Here is a 17,907-nt window from a genome sequence, read left to right as displayed (position 1 = left end):
ACACCATCCGCACCACCTGGGAGACGGCATGGACCGCACGGAAGGCACCACCCCGGCCGAGGCGGCCGCCGAAGACGCCGCGCAGGACGCTCCCGCACCCAAGGGAGAAGGCAAGCGGCGCCGACGCTGGATCAGACGCACGGCGCTCGCCGTGGCCCTGGTCCTGCTGGTCCCGCTGCTGGCCGTTCTGACAGCCCTCCGCATCAACTACACGGGCGACCCGGCCGACGGCACCCGCACCCGCGACCGCGATGCCCTCTGGCTCGGCCACGCCTGGGTCGACGGCCGCAAGAAGGACGCCGACGTCACCGCCCTGGCCCGGCGACTGAAGGACACCGGCATCCGGGACCTGTACGTCCACTCGGGCCCCCTGGAGCACGACGGCACCCTCCCCAAGTCGGTCTATCCGAGGGCCCGCTGGTTCATCGACGCCGTGCACGAGAAGCTGCCCGGCGTCCGCGTCCAGGCCTTCCTCGGCGACGTCCTCGCCTCCGAGGACAGCGAGGGCATGCTCCTGAACGACGCGGACACCCGCGCGGCCGTCGTCCGCTCCGCCCGCCAGGTCCTGGACACCGGCTACGAGGGCATCCACCTCGACCTGGAACCCATGCCGTCCGGCGACCGCGACTTCCTCACCCTGCTCGACTCCCTGCGCCGCGAGACCCGCTCCCGGGACGCCCAGCTCTCCGTCGCCGCCCACCAGATCGACCCGCTCCCGGCCCTGCACACCGTGTTCGGCCTCTTCACCGAGCACCCCAAGTGGTGGTCGCAGAAGTTCTTCGGCCAGGTCGCCCGCCGCGTCGACCAGATCGCCCTGATGTCGTACGACACCGCCCAGCCCCTGGAGGGCACCTACGGCGGCTTTGTCGCCCAGCAGACCTCCCTCGCCCTGGAGGTCACCCCGCCCTCCACCGACCTGCTGATGGGCCTGCCCTTCTACTACGAGAGCAACTTCACCCACTGGGGCCACGCCGAGACCGTGCCCGCAGCGGTCCGGGGCGTCCGCCTCGGCCTGTCCCGTACGGACGCGGACCGGGCCCGCTTCGGCGTCGCGCTGTACATCGACTTCGCCGCCACCGAGGCCGACTGGCGTGCCTACAAGGAAGACTGGGTCGGGTGACCCGGACCCGACGCCCCCTCACCACCACCGACCTGGCGCCCCTGGCCCGCGCCGCCCTCGGCCCGGGCCGCACCCTCACCGGCGTGGAACGCCTGCGCGGCGGCACCAGGAAGGGCGTCTACCGGCTGGTCCTCGACGACGACTCCACCGCCGTCGCCTACGTCTGGTCCGGCGACGAGGACTACTGGGACCTGCCGGACCCCGACCCCCGGGACGTCTTCTCCCACGGCACGGGCCTCGGCCTGTTCACGGCGGCCCACGACCGCCTGGCAGCAGCCGGCGTCCGCACGCCCTGCCTCCGGTTCGCCGACTCCACGCGCACGCACCTGCCCGCGGACGCGGCCGTCGTCGAGGACCTGGCCGGCGGCAGCCTGGAGGACGCCCTGGCCCGCGACCCCGCCGCGGCTCCGCAGGCCCTGGAGCGGACGGCCGAGCTGCTCGCCACCCTGCACAGCCACACCGGTCCCCGCTTCGGGAAGGTCGCCGTCGTGGACGACGGCGGTTCCTCGTACGGCGTTTCCTGCGAGCAGCGCATCACCGAAGGGGCCCTGCGCTCCGTGGCCGAAGCCGCCGCACGCGACCCCCGCGCGGCCGCCGCGCGCCGCGAGCTGGAGAAGGAGATCCACGCCCTGGCCGCCGAGGTCCGGCCCCGCGACCGCCACACCCTCGTCCACGGCGAACTAGGGGCGGACCACGTCCTGCTCACGCCCGGCGGCCAGCCCGCGCTCATCGACATCGAAGGCCTGATGTACTTCGACGTGGAGCACGAGCACGTCTTCCTGCGGCTCCGCTTCGGCCCCCACTACGACGCCCTGCGCGCCCCGGGCCTGGACGAGGCGCGCCTGCGCCTGTACCGGCTGGCGATGCACCTCGGCCTGGTCTCGGGTCCGCTGACCCTCATCGAGGGCGACTTCCCGCACCCGGGCCGGATGCGGGAGATCGCGGAACACAACCTCCACCAGGCGCTCAGCCTGCTGAAGAGCGCCTCCTGATCTTCGAGCCCAGCCACACCAGCGGGTCGTACTTGCGGTCCGCCGCCCGTTCCTTCAGCGGGATCAGCGCGTTGTCCGTGATCTTGATGCCCTCGGGACAGACCTCGGTGCAGCACTTGGTGATGTTGCAGTAGCCGAGGCCGTGCTCGTCCTGGGCGGTGGTCTTGCGGTCCAGGCCGGTTTCCGCCGCCGCGTCCAGCGGGTGCATGTCCAGCTCCGCCACCCGCATCAGGAACCGGGGCCCGGCGAACGCCTGCTTGTTCTCCTCGTGGTCGCGGACCACATGGCAGGTGTCCTGGCACAGGAAACACTCGATGCACTTGCGGAACTCCTGCGAGCGGTCCACGTCCTCCTGCATCATCCGGTACTCGCCCGGAGCGACACCGGCCGGCGGCACGAAGGCCGGGACCTCCCTGGCCTTGGTGTAGTTGAAGCCGACGTCGGTGACCAGGTCACGGACGACCGGGAACGCCCGCAGCGGCGTCACCGTGATGGTCTCCTCCCGGTCGAACACCGACATGCGCGTCATGCACATCAGCCGCGGCCGGCCGTTGATCTCCGCCGAGCACGAACCGCACTTGCCCGCCTTGCAGTTCCAGCGCACGGCGAGGTCGGGCGTCTGGGTGGCCTGGAGGCGGTGGATGATGTCGAGCACCACCTCGCCCTCGTTGACCTCGACCTCGAAGTCCTCCAGGCCGCCGCCGCTCACGTCCCCGCGCCACACCTTGAAGTGGGCCGTATAGCCGCTCATTCGTAGAGCTCCTCTTCGGCGAGGTACTTGACCAGCTCCTCCTTGTCGAACAGGGCGAGCAGGTCGGCACGGACGGGTTCGGTGGTCTCACGGGTGAGGGCGATCTGACCGCGGACCGGGTCCGTCGCCGCCAGGCCGCCCGTCGGGTCGGTGAGCGCGCACAGCAGGTTGATCCGTCGCCACGTGCGGTCCATCCCCGGATGGTCCTCGCGCGTGTGACCGCCGCGCGACTCGGTGCGCTCCAGCGCGGCCCGCGCCACGCACTCGCTGACCAGCAGCATGTTCCTGAGGTCCAGGGCGAGGTGCCAGCCCGGGTTGAACTGCCGGTGCCCCTCGACCCCGGCCCGGCGCGCCCGCACCCGCAGCTCGGCCAGCTTCTCCAGGGCCTGCTCCATCTCCGCCTCCCGGCGGATGATCCCGACCAGGTCGTTCATCGTCTGCTGGAGTTCCTGGTGCAGGGTGTACGGGTTCTCCGGCGGGCCGCCTTTCGGCTCCTCGATCTCCGCCTCGGCCGAGAAGGGCCGCAGGGCCTCGGCGGCGGCCGCGTCGATCTGGACGTCGTCCACCACGGGCCGCGCCCCGGCCGCCCCCGCCGCGTACTCGGCCGCGTGCCAGCCGGCCCGGCGGCCGAACACCAGCAGGTCGGACAGAGAGTTGCCGCCGAGCCGGTTGGAGCCGTGCATGCCGCCGGCCACCTCACCGGCCGCGTAGAGACCGGGCACCCCGCGCGCCGCGGCCGTGTCGGACTCGACCGCGACCCCGCCCATCACGTAGTGGCAGGTGGGCCCGACCTCCATCGCCTCCGCGGTGATGTCGACGTCCGCCAGCTCCTTGAACTGGTGGTACATCGACGGCAGTCGGCGCTTGATGACCTCGGCGGGCATCCGCGTCGACACGTCGAGGAACACGCCCCCGTGCGGCGAGCCGCGCCCCTCCTTCACCTCGGCGTTGATCGCCCGCGCGACCTCGTCACGGGGGAGCAGCTCGGGCGGGCGCCGGTTGTGGTCCGGGTCGTCGTACCAGCGGTCGCCCTCCTCCTCCGTCTCGGCGTACTTCTCCTTGAAGACGTCGGGGATGTAGTCGAACATGAACCGCTTGCCGTCGGAGTTGCGCAGAACACCGCCGTCGCCGCGGACCGACTCGGTGACGAGGATGCCCTTCACCGAGGGCGGCCAGACCATGCCGGTCGGATGGAACTGCACGAACTCCATGTTCAGCAGGGGAGCGCCGGCGAGGAGGGCCAGCGCGTGGCCGTCGCCGGTGTACTCCCACGAGTTCGACGTGACCTTGAAGGACTTGCCGATGCCGCCGGTGGCGATCACCACGGCCGGCGCCTCCAGCACGAAGAAGCGGCCCGACTCGCGCTCGTAGGCGAAGACCCCGGAGACCCTCCCGCCCGCGGCGGAGCCGCTGTCGGACACAGTCTTCAGCACGCGGGTGACCGTGCACTCCTGGAAGATCTTCAGCCGGGACTCGTAGTCGCCGGTCTCACGGAAGTCCTCCTGCTGCAGGGAGACGATCTTCTGCTGGAGGGTGCGGATCAGCTCCAGGCCCGTGCGGTCGCCGACGTGCGCGAGCCGCGGGTACTCATGGCCGCCGAAGTTGCGCTGGGAGATCCGGCCGTCCTTGGTGCGGTCGAACAGCGCCCCCCAGGTCTCCAGCTCCCACACCCGCTGCGGCGCCTCCTGGGCGTGCAGCTCGGCCATCCGCCACTGGTTGAGGAACTTGCCGCCGCGCATGGTGTCGCGGAAGTGCACCTGCCAGGAGTCGTTCTCGTTGGCGTTGGCCATCGCCGCCGCGATGCCGCCCTCGGCCATCACCGTGTGCGCCTTGCCGAACAGCGACTTGCAGATCACGGCCGTACGGGCGCCCCGCTCACGGGCCTCGATGGCGGCGCGCAGGCCCGCGCCGCCCGCGCCCACCACGACGACGTCCCACTCCTGCCGGTCGACCACGGACATCGATAAGGCCCCATCCCTCTAGAAGAAGCGCGGATCGTCGAAGGCACCCGACGCGACCAGGTAGACGTAGAAGTCGGCGAGCGCCACGCTCACCAGCGACGCCCAGGCGAGCTGCATGTGCCGGGCGTTGAGCTTCCCCGCCCACTGCCACATCCGGTAGCGCACGGGATGCCGGGAGAAGTGCTTGAGCTTGCCGCCGACGATGTGCCGGCAGGAGTGGCAGGAGATCGTGTACGCCCAGATCAGCACGATGTTGACCAGGAACACGAGGGTGCCGAGACCCATGTGGCCCCAGGCGTAGTTCTCGTCGCGGAAGGTGAGCACCGTGTCGTACGTGAGGATCCCGGCCACGAGGAGCGCGGCGTAGAAGAAGTACCGGTGGATGTTCTGCAGGACCAGCGGGAAACGGGTCTCACCGCTGTACTTCTTGTGCGGCTCGGCCACCGCGCAGGCCGGCGGGGACGCCCAGAAGCCGCGGTAGTACGCCTTGCGGTAGTAGTAGCAGGTCAGGCGGAAGCCGAGCGGGAAGATCAGGATGATGATCGCGGGCGAGATGCCCCACCAGCTGCCGAAGATCTCCCAGTTCGGGCCGGCCTTCATCGGCTCGCAGTTCTCCGCCAGGCACGGGGAGTAGAAGGGCGAGACGTACGGCGCCGCGTAGTAGTCGGCGTTCGCGAAGGCCCGCCAGGTCGAGTACACGATGAACGCGAGCAGACCGGCCGCGGTGCCGGCCGGCGCCAGCCACCAGCGGTCGGTCCGCAGATGCGGGGCGGCGATCGCGGCGCGTGTCCCGCCCCGGACACCGCCGCTCTCAGGTCTGGGTTCGGTGGCAGGGGATTCCGTACCAGTGGCCACGTGACGACTCCGGTCGGGTTCGGGGGAGGTGCCGGTCGGGCTCGACTCCTCCCCGGGTCAGGGAGCGCGCCGGTCCCGGGCGCCGAGCCCCTCGTCGTCCGAGTCGCTCCACAGGGCGGAGTCGTACGGCGTGTCGGAGATGGTGACCAGCTCGGGGCGTTTCGGTGCGGCCGGTGACGCGGCGGCGTCGCGCAGCAGGGCGACGCTCTCGCGCAGGTGGTTGGCGTCGGCACGGACGCGGCGCATCTCCAGGCCGCCGGTGCCGAGCTGCTTCTCCAGGCGTCCCAGCGAACGGAACACTTCGTCGAGACTGCGCTGGACTGACGTCAGTTCGTCGTGAACGGACATGACTTGCCCTCACTTCCACGGGTCCTTCGCGGCCCAAGGCGGCAACGTTCATGCGCCTGCGAGTGTTGCGCGTCACACCTTGTGCTGTGAAGGGATGTGCATCGATTGGCCGAGGCGCGTGGGTGCACTGTGCGGTGCGTTGCGCCGCACGGGTGACATCCCGCCGGTGACCGCCGTGTCGCCCTGTGTTGCCGAACCCTTTCCTCTTCAGTGGCCGCATACATCAGATGAAAGCCAAATACCGCCAAAAGTGATCATAACGCCCGCGGCTTCCCGGAGGTAGCACAGATGTCCCAGCACGGCGTCGGCTCGCGCGCGGTCACGCGTTCGGTCGCCTTCCTCACGGCAGGAGTGCTCGCGGTGCCCGCGCTCGCCGGATGCGGCTCCGAGGACCCGTCCGGCAAGCCGCTGGCCGGGCAGGACATCCAGCCCGCCCCGCGCGACCGGATCGCCGACGGCGGCACCCTGCGCTGGGCCGTCGACTCCGTGCCCGACACGCTGAACACCTTCCAGTCGGACGCCGACGCCACCACCACCCGCGTCGCCCAGGCCGTCCTGCCGTCGATGTTCCGCATGGACGCCTCCGGGCGCCCGGAGCGCAACCCCGACTACCTGGAGTCCGCCGAGGTCGTCGAGACCGAGCCCAAGCAGGTCGTCCTGTACAAGCTCAACCAGCAGGCCGTCTGGAGCGACGGCCGCGAGATCGGCGCCGCCGACTTCGCCGCCCAGTGGCGCGCCCTGTCCGGCAAGGACACCGCCTACTGGACCGCCCGCAACGCGGGCTACGACCGCATCCAGAAGATCGAGCGCGGCGACAGCGCCCTGGAGGTGCGGGTCACCTTCAGCCGCCCCTACGCCGACTGGCGCTCGCTGTTCTCGCCGCTGTACCCGAAGGACGTCATGGGGACCCCGGACTCCTTCAACGACGGGGCCCGCAAAAAGCTCAAGGTCACCGCCGGCCCCTTCACGGTGAAGAAGGTCGACGCGAAGGACGAGAAGATCACGCTGGCCCGCAACCCGCGCTGGTGGGGCGAGCCGACGAAGCTGTCCGAGATCGTGCTGCGCACCGTCCCGCGCGACAAGCGGGCTTCCGAGCTGGCCGCCGGCACCCTCGACCTGGCCGAGATCGACCCCGCCGCGGCCCGCCGCATCACCCTCGCCGCGCGCCCCCACAGTTCCGGCAGCCCGCTGATGGGCCCGGGCGCCGACCGGTCCGCCGCGGAGTCCCTGCGCTCCTGGGCCGTCGCCAACGGCTCCGACGAGGACGCCGCCGACGAGGAGACCGTCGCCCGCAAGAAGCTGCGCCGGGCGGCCGTCAAGTACGCCCGGCAGCAGCGGGCCCTCAGCGGCTTCGAGGTCCGCAAGTCCCTGGAGCCCGCCTACACCCAGCTCGCCCTGAACGGCGCCGAGGGCCCGCTCACCGACGAACGGGTCCGCAGGGCCGTCGCCCGCGCCCTGGACCGCAAGGAACTCGCCCAGGCCGTCCTCAAGCCCCTCGGCCTGCCCGCCGTCCCGGTCGGCAGCCACCTCGCCCTGTCCGGACAGGCCCACTACGCCGACAACAGCGGCGCCCTCGGCGGCCAGGACACCAAGGAGGCCCAGGCGCTGCTCGCGGACGCCGGGTGGGTGCGCGGCGGCCCGGTCGAGGAGCAGAAGAAGGAGAAGGCGGCCGGCCCCGAGGGCGAGGAGGCCGACGACAGCGGCGAGGACGACAAGGCCCAGCACGGGCCGGACCCGGCCGGTCACCTGGCCCGGGACGGCAAGCAGTACCAGCAGCACCAGGGCGGTGCCCCCGGCGCGTACGCCCCCCGGGGCACGGCCGCCCCGGCGAACCAGGAGGCCGCCCGGCTCGCCAAGAACGGCAAGGCGCTCACCCTCCGCTTCGTGCTCCCCTCCGGGCCCGGCTCCCAGACGCTGCGCACCGTCGCGGACCGCATCTCCCGCATGCTGGAGCGCGTCGGCATCGGCACGGAGATCTCCAAGGTCTCCGACGAGTCCTACTTCAAGGACCACATCGCCTCCGGCCAGTACGACCTCGCCCTGTACTCCTGGCCCGCCACGGCGTACCCGGCCACCGACGCCCGCCCCGTCTTCGCCAAGCCCGTCCCGGCCGCCGACGGCTCGCTGAACGTCGAGCAGAACTACACGCGCGTCGGCACCGACCAGGTCGACCAGCTCTTCGACGAGGCCGTGGCCACCCTCGACGAGGGCGAGTCCCGCTCCCTGATCCGCAAGGCCGACTCCCGGATCTGGGCGGCGGCCGGCTCGATCCCCCTCTTCCAGCGCCCCCAGCTCCTCGCGGCCCGCAAGAACCTCGTCAACGCCGGCGCCTTCGGCTTCGGCACACCGTTCTACGAGGACATGGGCTTCCTGAAGAAGGGCGCGAAGCCGGCCTCCGGCCCGTCGGCGAAGGGCTCGTCCGCCCGGTAGCTCTGGGAACCCTCAAACGCCTTGCCGTCCCCGCCCGGTGTCCGGACCATGAGATCAGCAGTGATCATGGTGCGGGCGCCGGGCGTCCGTACACGGGGGACGGGGGCCGGCGGATGCGCGGCATGGTGAGGTGGGCCTGCGGGGCCGGACTGGTCATCGGGGTACTGGTGACGGGGCTGACGGGCTGCACGGGGGACGCGGGCGGCGACGGCAAGGCCGAGGCCTGTACGGACGGCACCTACGCCTGGTCCGGCGTGCGGCGGACACAGGAGCTGACGGCGCTGGCCGACCCGATCAGGCTCAAGAAGAAGACCAGCAGCTACACCTCCCGCCTCAAGCCCGTCGGCGACACGGTGTACCGGCCCTCGGTGACCGGTACGCCCGAGGGCGTCGGCGCGGCCGGCGTGATCAAGGCCCTGGGCAGGCACCTGAAGGTCGAGGAACCGCTCGCCGGTCCGTCCGAGAAGGTGGTCCCGGAGGAGGACCACTACTTCGAGGCGGCAACCGGCGACCTGAAGGGCGCGTACTACGCCTGGGGCTACGTCAGGCTGGTCGAGGCCGACTTCACGTACACCTGCGGGAACGGCGAGCCCGTCAAGGGGCGGGTGCGGACGTGGGAGGGCACCGGCAGCGGCTTCCTGCCCTGTTCCGAGCCGTTCGACGAAACCGCCGGCCGCCTCGCCGCCCAGCGGACCTGTCCGGCCGGTTCCGAGGCCGCGAAGGGCGCCTGACCTGCACCGACGTATCCCGGCTAACCCCTGCGGCCGCAGCCCCGTACCATGGGGTGAGGCCGTGGCATGTTGAGCCCGGCAGGGCCCGCGCACCACTGACGTACGCGCAGGGCATTCACTACTCCGGGAGTACGCCTTTTATGGCCACGCGCCACGACATCCGCAACGTCGCCATCGTCGCCCACGTCGACCACGGCAAGACCACCATCGTCGACGGCATGCTGAAGCAGGCCGGCGCCTTCGCCGCGCACCAGCTCGACTCGGTCGACGACCGCATGATGGACTCGAACGACCTGGAGCGTGAGAAGGGCATCACGATCCTGGCCAAGAACACGGCGGTGAAGTACCACCCGAAGGACGGGGGGGACGTCATCACCATCAACATCATCGACACCCCCGGTCACGCCGACTTCGGCGGCGAGGTCGAGCGCGGTCTGTCGATGGTCGACGGTGTCGTCCTGCTCGTGGACGCCTCCGAGGGTCCGCTCCCGCAGACCCGCTTCGTGCTGCGCAAGGCCCTCCAGGCCCGGCTGCCCGTCATCCTGTGCATCAACAAGACGGACCGCCCCGACGCCCGGATCGACGAGGTCGTCAACGAGACGTACGACCTCTTCCTCGACCTGGACGCCGACGAGGAGCAGATCGAGTTCCCGATCGTCTACGCCTGCGGCCGCGACGGCATCGCCTCGCTGACCAAGCCGGACAACGGCACGGTCCCGGCCGACTCCACCAGCCTGGAGCCGTTCTTCTCCACGATCCTGGAGCACATCCCGGCCCCCACCTACGACGAGGCCGCCCCGCTCCAGGCCCACGTCACCAACCTGGACGCCGACAACTTCCTCGGCCGTATCGCGCTGCTCCGCGTCGAGCAGGGCGAGCTGCGCAAGGGCCAGACGGTCGCGTGGATGAAGCGCGACGGGTCCGTCAGCAGCGTCCGCATCTCCGAGCTGATGATGACCGAGGCGCTCACCCGCAAGCCGGCCGAGATGGCCGGCCCCGGTGACATCTGCGCGGTCGCCGGTATCCCGGACATCATGATCGGCGAAACCCTGGCCGACCCGGAGAACCCGGTCGCGCTGCCGCTGATCACGGTCGACGAGCCCGCGATCTCCATGGTCATCGGCACCAACACCTCCCCGCTGGTCGGCCGCGGCGCCACCGGCAAGGGCGCCGACAACAAGGCGGCCGTCAAGGACCGCAAGGTCACCGCCCGCCAGGTCAAGGACCGCCTCGACCGCGAGCTGATCGGTAACGTCAGCCTCCGCGTGCTGGACACCGAGCGGCCGGACGCCTGGGAGGTGCAGGGCCGCGGTGAGCTGGCGCTGGCCATCCTGGTCGAGACGATGCGCCGGGAAGGCTTCGAGCTGACCATCGGCAAGCCGCAGGTCGTCACCAAGGAGGTCGACGGCAAGACGTACGAGCCCGTCGAGCGCATGACGATCGACGTGCCCGAGGAGCACATGGGCGCCGTCACGCAGCTCATGGGCGTCCGCAAGGGCCGTATGGACAACATGTCCAACCACGGCTCCGGCTGGGTCCGCATGGAGTTCGTCGTGCCCTCGCGCGGCCTCATCGGCTTCCGCACCGAGTTCCTGACCCAGACTCGCGGCACGGGCATCGGCCACTCGATCCACGAGGGCTTCGAGCCCTGGTTCGGCACGCTCCAGACCCGTAACAACGGCTCCCTGGTCGCCGACCGCGCCGGTGCCGTCACCGCGTTCGCGATGACCAACCTCCAGGAGCGCGGCGTACTGTTCGTCGAGCCGGGCACCGAGGTGTACGAGGGCATGATCGTCGGCGAGAACTCCCGCGCCGACGACATGGACGTCAACATCACCAAGGAGAAGAAGCTCACGAACATGCGGTCCTCCACGGCCGATGTGACCGAGTCGATCGTCCCGCCCCGCAAGCTGTCGCTGGAGCAGTCCCTGGAGTTCTGCCGGGACGACGAATGCGTCGAGGTCACCCCGGAGGCCGTGCGCATCCGCAAGGTGAACCTGGACGCCCGCGAGCGCGCCCGCGCCGCGAGCCGCGCCAAGCACGGCTGACGCCTGCCGCAAGTACGACGGCACCGGGCACTCCGCATGAGCGGGGTGCCCGGTGCCGTTGTCTGAAGGGGAGGTAACGCACGGGCAAGGGGTAGGGAAAACCCTCGACTTGCCGGTGGGGGCCGTCAGGGGCGGTCTTCTCCCACTACCCTGCTGCGGAAGTGCCCTGCCTCCCCGGCTCCGGGGAACGCACAACGGCCTTGCCGCACCAGCCCTTTGAGCGCGCGACAGACTCCGGTGGAACCCTGCACGGGACCCACGGTACGTCGCAAGCGGTTTTTCTCACTCTCGCGTCCGGAATGCGGACAGTCTTTACCGATAGATGTGTAACAAGTCCGTTTCGCAGGGATCTCTCACCAAACCCTTTGTCCGGATTTTGGAAGATGTATACGCGAGCTGTGATCGAACCGAGACCTCGTGGGTGTGGTTCGGCCCTGGCGTTTGGCAGATAGTTAGGCGCGTAGAGCTCGGATGTACGGGTCAGTAGCCGGCAGCGGCGCGACTCACGAGCGCGGGGGCACTCGACGAATTCCGGCACCGGCGACGGGCGGGGGCCGTGATGTGTCGTGTGCTCCCTTCGCGGTGAACCAATGACTTCTTTAGGAGGAACCCATGCGCGGTGCCAAGAGCGCCAAGTGGGTCGCGGGGGCGATAGTCGTCGCCCTGGCCGCCACCGCCTGCGGCGGCAACGGTGATGGTGAGGGTAAGAGCAAGGGTTCCGGACCTGCCGGCTACGTCTCGATCGACGTCGGCGAGCCCCAGAAGCCCCTGATCCCGGCTGACACCAACGAGTCCAACGGCTCGTACGTGATCCAGGCCCTCTTCACCCAGCTGCTGGACTTCGACGCCAAGGGCAACGTCGTCTACACGAACGCGGAGTCGGTCACCACCGATGACTCCAAGACGTGGACGGTCAAGCTCAAGAAGGGCTGGAAGTTCCACAACGGCGAAGAAGTCACCTCCAAGTCGTACATCGACGCTTGGAACTGGTACGCCAACATCAAGAACAACCAGCAGAACTCGTTCTGGTTCCAGGACATCAAGGGCTACGACGATGTCCACCCGGAGAAGGGTGACCCGAAGGCCAAGACCATGTCCGGTCTGAAGGCCGTGGACGACCACACCTTCACCATCGAGCTGAAGTACAAGATGCCGTACTTCAACTACAAGCTGGGCTACACCACGTGGGCCCCGCTGCCCAAGGTCTTCTACGACGACCCGAAGGCCTTCGGCCAGAAGCCGGTCGGCAACGGTCCCTACACGTTCGAGAAGTGGGACCACAAGAAGCTCATCCAGGTCAAGGCCTGGGACGAGTACCAGGGCCCGAACAAGGCGAAGAACAAGGGCGTCCAGTTCAAGAACTACACGACGGTCGAAGCCGCCTACAAGGACGTCGTCTCCGGCAACCTGGACATGATCCGCCAGGTCGGCCCGACGGACCTGCCGAAGTACAAGCAGGACCTGGGCGAAGGCGCCATCGAGCAGCCGTACGCGGCGATCCAGACGCTGACCCCGGCGTTCTACTCCAAGACCTTCAAGGACATCGACCCGAAGGTCCTGCAGGGTCTGTCGATGGCGATCGACCGTGACACGATCACCAAGACGGTTCTGAACAACACCCGTACGCCGGCCAAGGGCTTCACGCCGCCCGGTGTCAAGGGCAACCAGAACCTGGACACCGACGTGTTCACGTACAACCCGGCGAAGGCCAAGAAGCTCGTCCAGGAGGGCGGCGGCGTCCCGGGCAACAAGTTCACCATCCAGTACAACGCCGACGGTGGACACAAGGAGTGGGTGACCGCGGTCTGCGAGTCCATCCGCAAGGCCACCGGCGTCGAGTGCTCCGGCGACCCCAAGCCGGACTTCGCCACGGACCTCGAGGCCCGTGACAACGACCAGGTGAAGGGCATGTACCGCGGTGGCTGGGTCGCCGACTACCCGGTCAACGCCAACTTCATGAAGGAGCTGTACCACACCACCGCCGAGGCCAACAACGGCCGCTTCTCCAACAAGGAGATCGACGGTCTGATGAACAAGGCGGACAGCGCCAACTCGCTCGAGGAGTCGGTGAAGGCCTTCCAGGAGGTCGAGAAGAAGCTGGTCGAGCACATGCCGGCCATCCCGCTCTGGTACTACCGCATCAACGGCGGCCACGGTAAGAACGTCGACAACGTCAACGTCGACTTCCACGGTGACCTCGAAGTGTGGGCCGTCACCACCAAGTAAGAGGGCCTCTCGGACCTCTTCCCCCTCGGCCGTAAACCCGCCGCCGCCCAGGTGGCGGTGGGAGGTGCATGGGGGTCGTCTCCTCACCAGGAGGCGGCCCCCGCACCTGCGTTAACCCCTCACGGAGGCACCTATGGGGCGCTATGTCGCACGGCGACTGCTCCAGATGATCCCGGTGTTCATCGGGTCAACCTTGATCATCTTTTGCATGATGTACGCCCTGCCCGGCGATCCCGTCCGGGCGATGATGGGGGATCAGGCGTACGACCCGACGGTGGTCGCCAGCATCAAGAAGGACCTCGGCCTTGATCAGCCGCTCCTTCAGCAGTACGTGAACTACATGGTCGGGCTGGCCCAGGGCGACTTCGGTACCCAGGTCGCCAGCAAGCAGCCCATCGCGGACATCATCGCCGGCGCGTTCCCGGTGACTCTCCGGCTGACACTCTTCGCCTTCACCTTCGTCACGCTCGTGGGCATCGGCCTCGGTGTCGTCGCCGGCCTGCGCCCCGACACGCTCAGGGACCGCGGACTGCTGACGCTGACGCTGGTCCTGGTCTCGATGCCGTCCTTCGTGCTGGGCTTCCTGATGCAGTACCTGTTCGCCTTCAAGTGGCAGGTCACCACGCCCACCGTGACCGACACGACGGACTTCGGCCAGCTCGCGCTCCCCGCCATGGTGCTGGCGTCGCTCTCCCTCGCCTACGTCGCCCGGTTGACCCGCACCTCGATCGCGGAGAACCTGCGTGCGGACTACATCCGCACCGCCGTGGCCAAGGGGCTGCCGCGCCGGCGTGTCATCGGTGTCCACCTGATGCGCAACTCGCTGATCCCCGTGGTCACCTTCCTCGGCATCGAGATCGGCAGCCTGATGACCGGAGCCATCGTGACCGAGGGCATCTTCAACGTGCGGGGTGTCGGCTTCGAGGTCTACGAGGCGCTCACCCGGCGGGAGGGCGCCACGGTCGTGGGCATCGCCTCGCTGCTGGTGCTCATCTACCTCGCCACCAGCCTGATCGTCGACCTGCTCTACGCGGTCCTGGACCCGAGGATCCGGTATGCCTGACAAGACCGTCGAAAAGAAGGTCGAAGCCCTTCCCGGCGACACCGTGAGCACCGCGGCCGTCGTCGTGACCGACGCTGGCCCCGCTCCCGAGAAGGCCCGCAGCCTGTGGTCCGACGCCTGGCACGACCTGCGGCGCAACCCGCTGTTCCTGGTCTCGGGCTTGCTGATCGTGTTCCTGCTGGTGATGGCGCTCTGGCCGGGGCTGTTCACCAGCGCCTCCCCGCGCGACGCCGACCTGGCCAAGCACTACCTGGGCAAGCCGAACTGGGGCCACGTCTTCGCCGCCGACTGGTTCGGCTACGACGTCCAGGGGCGTTCCATCTACGCCCGTATCGTCTACGGCGCCCGCGCCTCGATCAGCGTCGGTGTGGGCGTCACCGTCGCCGTCACCGTCATCGGCACGCTCATCGGCATGATCGCCGGCTACTTCGGCGGCTGGACCGACACCCTGCTCTCGCGGATGACGGACGTCTTCCTCGGCATCCCGTTCCTGCTCGGCGCCCTGGTGGTGCTCAACTCCTTCGACGACCGCACCGTCCTGGTCGTCATCATGGCCCTCGCCTTCCTCGGCTGGACCCAGATCGCCCGAGTCGCACGCGGTGCCGTGATCACCATCAAACAGTCGGACTACGTGGTGGCCGCGAAGGCGCTCGGCGCGTCGACGAGCCGGATCCTGCTCCGGCACATCCTGCCCAACGCGCTCGCGCCCATCATCGTCGTGGCGACCATCGCGCTCGGCGGCTACATCGCGGCCGAGGCCACCCTGTCCTTCCTGGGCGTGGGTCTCGGTGACTCGGCCGTGTCCTGGGGCGGCGACGTGGCACGAGGACGTGAGCAGCTCCGTATCGCCCCGCACACCCTGATCATCCCGTCGGTGATGGTCTCGATCACGGTGCTCTCGTTCCTGATGTTCGGCGATGCGGTACGCAACGCCCTCGACCCCAAGCTGCGCTGAGGGAGGCGTACGTGACCATCATCGACGAAACGGCCGAGAGCCCCGCTCCGGACGGTTCCGGGGACACCGGCCGCCCCCTGCTCGAAGTCCGCGACCTGCACGTGGAGTTCCACACCCGCGACGGGGTGGCCAAGGCCGTCAACGGCGTCAACTACTCCGTCGCCGCCGGTGAGACGCTCGCCGTGCTCGGCGAGTCCGGCTCCGGCAAGTCCGTGACCGCTCAGGCGATCATGGGCATCCTCGACATGCCGCCCGGCCGTATCCCCAAGGGGGAGATCCTCTTCCGCGGCCAGGACATGCTGAAGATGTCCGCCGAGGAGCGCCGGAGGATCCGCGGCAGCAAGATCGCGATGATCTTCCAGGACGCGCTGTCCTCGCTGAACCCGGTCCTCTCCGTGGGCTACCAGCTCAGCGAGATGTTCCGCGTCCATCAGGGCATGTCCAAGAAGGACGCCAAGGCCAAGGCGATCGAGCTGATGGACCGGGTGAAGATCCCGGCCGCCGCGGCCCGGGTGAACGACTACCCGCACCAGTTCTCGGGCGGTATGCGCCAGCGCATCATGATCGCGATGGCGCTCGCCCTGGAGCCGGACCTGATCATCGCCGACGAGCCCACCACGGCTCTCGACGTGACCGTCCAGGCCCAGGTCATGGACCTGCTCGCGGAGTTGCAGCGCGAGTACAACATGGGGCTCATCCTGATCACCCACGACCTCGGCGTGGTCGCCGACGTCGCGGACAAGATCGCCGTGATGTACGCGGGGCGCATCGTCGAGCGCGCCCCGGTGCACGAGCTGTACAAGCGCCCCGCGCACCCGTACACCAAGGGTCTGCTGGACTCGATCCCGCGCCTGGACCAGAAGGGCCAGGAGCTGTACGCGATCAAGGGGCTGCCGCCCAACCTGACGCGTATCCCGTCCGGCTGCGCCTTCAACCCGCGGTGCCCGCAGGCGCAGGACATCTGCCGCACGGACATCCCGCCGCTGCACCCCGTCACCGAGCGGGACGGCGGCGAGCTGACCGGCCGCGGCAGCGCGTGCCACTTCTGGAAGGAGACGATCCATGGCTGAGCTGGGCAAGAAGGACGAGTCCATGGACGCCACCCCCAACGTCACCGAGGTCGAGACGGTCGACGCAGCGACCGAGGAGGCGGCGGTGGCCGCGCTCGACGCGCCGGTGGAGCGCGGTGAGCCGATCCTCCAGGTGCGCAACCTGGTCAAGCACTTCCCGCTCACCCAGGGCATCCTGTTCAAGAAGCAGGTCGGGGCGGTCAAGGCGGTCGACGGCATCTCCTTCGACCTCTTCCAGGGCGAGACGCTCGGCATCGTGGGCGAGTCCGGCTGTGGCAAGTCCACGGTCGCCAAGCTGCTGATGATGCTGGAGAAGGCGACCGCCGGCGAGATCTTCTACAAGGGCCAGGACGTCACCAAGCTGTCGGGGCGTGCGCTGAAGGCCGTCCGCCGGAACATCCAGATGGTGTTCCAGGACCCCTACACCTCGCTCAACCCCCGTATGACGGTGGGCGACATCATCGGGGAGCCGTTCGACATCCACCCCGAGGTGGCCCCGAAGGGGGACCGGCGCCGCAAGGTGCAGGAACTCCTGGACGTCGTCGGCCTCAACCCGGAGTACATCAACCGCTATCCGCACCAGTTCTCCGGCGGTCAGCGCCAGCGCATCGGCATCGCCCGCGGCCTGGCCCTGAACCCCGAGATCATCATCTGCGACGAGCCGGTGTCGGCCCTGGACGTCTCCGTCCAGGCACAGGTCATCAACCTGATGGAACGGCTGCAGGACGAGTTCAACCTGTCCTACGTGTTCATCGCCCACGACCTGTCGATCGTCCGGCACATCTCGGACCGGGTCGGTGTGATGTACCTCGGCAAGATGGCCGAGATCGGCACGGACACCGAGATCTACGACCACCCGACGCACCCCTACACCCAGGCGCTGCTGTCGGCCGTCCCGGTCCCCGACCCGGAGTCCCGCGAGGGCCGCGAGCGGATCATCCTCACCGGCGACGTCCCGTCCCCGGCCAACCCGCCGTCGGGCTGCCGCTTCCGCACCCGCTGCTGGAAGGCCGAGGACAAGTGCGCTCAGGAGGTCCCGCTCCTGGCGGTCCCCGAGCGCTTCAAGGGCGAGGACACCCCGGCGGCCCACGAGTCGGCCTGCCACTTTGCGGAGGAGAAGGACGTGGTCCACGCGGCCTGACCGACTGCTCCCCGGTTCCCGGCACCCTCCAGGGGGTGCCGGGAACCGGCGTTTGCGGTCAGGAAGGCGGCGGTCGGGCCCGCTCGGCCCCAACTGCGTTAACACGCAGGCAACTTCGCCGACCCGGTTCCGATATACGGACACGTCAGGCTGGTCAGCGTACGGCCGTGCGGGTGCCGTAGGCGGGCCGGGGCGCTGTGAGGCGCCCCGGCCCGT

Annotated in this window: 14 protein-coding genes; 10 read left to right on the top strand and 4 right to left on the bottom strand. The window is 69.2% G+C overall.

Features of this window, described 5'->3' with window-relative positions; genetic code table 11:
* Positions 1–28: 28 nt before the first annotated feature.
* Positions 29–1,120, top strand: a complete 1,092-nt coding sequence (locus OO68_RS24925; RefSeq protein ID WP_033311129.1) for a glycoside hydrolase family 18 protein — start codon at positions 29–31, stop codon at positions 1,118–1,120.
* Positions 1,117–2,112, top strand: a complete 996-nt coding sequence (locus tag OO68_RS24920) for a phosphotransferase (RefSeq protein WP_033311127.1) — start codon at positions 1,117–1,119, stop codon at positions 2,110–2,112. Before OO68_RS24925 ends, OO68_RS24920 begins: the two co-directional genes overlap by 4 nt.
* On the opposite strand, the gene OO68_RS24915 is transcribed toward OO68_RS24920, so the two are convergent.
* From OO68_RS24915 to OO68_RS24900, 4 genes are read right to left on the bottom strand one after another with little or no spacing between them, the layout of a single operon-like run.
* A complete protein-coding gene (locus tag OO68_RS24915) occupies positions 2,087–2,863 on the bottom strand; it encodes a succinate dehydrogenase/fumarate reductase iron-sulfur subunit (RefSeq protein WP_033311125.1) in 777 nt (258 codons plus the stop codon). The genes OO68_RS24920 and OO68_RS24915 overlap by 26 nt on opposite strands.
* Positions 2,860–4,824 (bottom strand): fumarate reductase/succinate dehydrogenase flavoprotein subunit, encoded by a 1,965-nt coding sequence (locus tag OO68_RS24910; protein WP_033311123.1) that lies wholly within the window; start codon positions 4,822–4,824, stop codon positions 2,860–2,862. Before OO68_RS24910 ends, OO68_RS24915 begins: the two co-directional genes overlap by 4 nt.
* 18 nt (positions 4,825–4,842) lie before the next feature.
* Positions 4,843–5,679, bottom strand: a complete 837-nt coding sequence (sdhC, locus tag OO68_RS24905; protein ID WP_033311122.1) for a succinate dehydrogenase subunit SdhC — start codon at positions 5,677–5,679, stop codon at positions 4,843–4,845.
* 57 nt (positions 5,680–5,736) lie between these two features.
* Positions 5,737–6,027: an Rv0250c family protein gene (locus OO68_RS24900; protein ID WP_031103292.1), complete on the bottom strand. Its 291-nt coding sequence runs from the start codon at positions 6,025–6,027 to the stop codon at positions 5,737–5,739.
* A gap of 288 nt (positions 6,028–6,315) precedes the next feature.
* On the opposite strand from OO68_RS24900, the gene OO68_RS24895 reads away from it, so the two are divergent.
* The 8 genes from OO68_RS24895 to OO68_RS24860 all read left to right on the top strand — a co-directional run bounded on the left by OO68_RS24895 (position 6,316) and on the right by OO68_RS24860 (position 17,691).
* Positions 6,316–8,457 carry an ABC transporter family substrate-binding protein gene (locus tag OO68_RS24895; protein WP_033311121.1) on the top strand — a complete coding sequence of 714 codons (2,142 nt, stop codon included), beginning with the start codon at positions 6,316–6,318 and terminating at the stop codon, positions 8,455–8,457.
* A 122-nt stretch (positions 8,458–8,579) separates the two neighbouring features.
* A complete protein-coding gene (locus OO68_RS24890) occupies positions 8,580–9,188 on the top strand; it encodes a hypothetical protein (protein WP_051814809.1) in 609 nt (202 codons plus the stop codon).
* A 140-nt stretch (positions 9,189–9,328) separates the two neighbouring features.
* Positions 9,329–11,236 (top strand): translational GTPase TypA, encoded by a 1,908-nt coding sequence (typA, locus tag OO68_RS24885; protein ID WP_033311120.1) that lies wholly within the window; start codon positions 9,329–9,331, stop codon positions 11,234–11,236.
* Between the two features lie 612 nt (positions 11,237–11,848).
* Entirely contained in the window at positions 11,849–13,462 is a 1,614-nt protein-coding gene (locus OO68_RS24880) for a peptide ABC transporter substrate-binding protein (protein WP_033311119.1), read from the top strand.
* A gap of 133 nt (positions 13,463–13,595) precedes the next feature.
* Positions 13,596–14,525, top strand: a complete 930-nt coding sequence (locus OO68_RS24875; RefSeq protein WP_033311117.1) for an ABC transporter permease — start codon at positions 13,596–13,598, stop codon at positions 14,523–14,525.
* Positions 14,518–15,480, top strand: coding sequence for an ABC transporter permease (locus OO68_RS24870; RefSeq protein WP_033311115.1), 963 nt, complete (start codon positions 14,518–14,520; stop codon positions 15,478–15,480). Before OO68_RS24875 ends, OO68_RS24870 begins: the two co-directional genes overlap by 8 nt.
* Before the next feature lie 11 nt (positions 15,481–15,491).
* Entirely contained in the window at positions 15,492–16,550 is a 1,059-nt protein-coding gene (locus OO68_RS24865; protein ID WP_033311114.1) for an ABC transporter ATP-binding protein, read from the top strand.
* Positions 16,543–17,691, top strand: a complete 1,149-nt coding sequence (locus OO68_RS24860) for an ABC transporter ATP-binding protein (RefSeq protein ID WP_033311113.1) — start codon at positions 16,543–16,545, stop codon at positions 17,689–17,691. The genes OO68_RS24865 and OO68_RS24860 overlap by 8 nt, the downstream gene beginning before the upstream one ends.
* The last annotated feature ends 216 nt before the right edge of the window (positions 17,692–17,907 follow it).

The sequence above is a fragment of the Streptomyces iakyrus genome (genome assembly GCF_000717055.1).
GTDB classification, from domain to species: Bacteria; Actinomycetota; Actinomycetes; order Streptomycetales; family Streptomycetaceae; genus Streptomyces; species Streptomyces iakyrus.
Note: the sequence above shows the minus strand (reverse complement) of the source record. Positions and strands in the feature narration are given on the sequence as shown.

Excerpts from the sequence above, each read along its gene's own strand:
- OO68_RS24925 (WP_033311129.1), top strand. The coding sequence starts at position 29 with ATGGACCGCACGGAAGGCACCACCCCGGCCGAGGCGGCCGCCGAAGAC.
- OO68_RS24870 (WP_033311115.1), top strand. The coding sequence starts at position 14,518 with ATGCCTGACAAGACCGTCGAAAAGAAGGTCGAAGCCCTTCCCGGCGAC.
- OO68_RS24860 (WP_033311113.1), top strand. The coding sequence starts at position 16,543 with ATGGCTGAGCTGGGCAAGAAGGACGAGTCCATGGACGCCACCCCCAAC.
- OO68_RS24875 (WP_033311117.1), top strand. The coding sequence starts at position 13,596 with ATGGGGCGCTATGTCGCACGGCGACTGCTCCAGATGATCCCGGTGTTC.
- OO68_RS24880 (WP_033311119.1), top strand. The coding sequence starts at position 11,849 with ATGCGCGGTGCCAAGAGCGCCAAGTGGGTCGCGGGGGCGATAGTCGTC.
- OO68_RS24895 (WP_033311121.1), top strand. The coding sequence starts at position 6,316 with ATGTCCCAGCACGGCGTCGGCTCGCGCGCGGTCACGCGTTCGGTCGCC.
- OO68_RS24910 (WP_033311123.1), bottom strand. The coding sequence starts at position 4,824 with ATGTCCGTGGTCGACCGGCAGGAGTGGGACGTCGTCGTGGTGGGCGCG.
- typA (WP_033311120.1), top strand. The coding sequence starts at position 9,329 with ATGGCCACGCGCCACGACATCCGCAACGTCGCCATCGTCGCCCACGTC.
- OO68_RS24915 (WP_033311125.1), bottom strand. The coding sequence starts at position 2,863 with ATGAGCGGCTATACGGCCCACTTCAAGGTGTGGCGCGGGGACGTGAGC.
- OO68_RS24890 (WP_051814809.1), top strand. The coding sequence starts at position 8,580 with ATGGTGAGGTGGGCCTGCGGGGCCGGACTGGTCATCGGGGTACTGGTG.
- OO68_RS24900 (WP_031103292.1), bottom strand. The coding sequence starts at position 6,027 with ATGTCCGTTCACGACGAACTGACGTCAGTCCAGCGCAGTCTCGACGAA.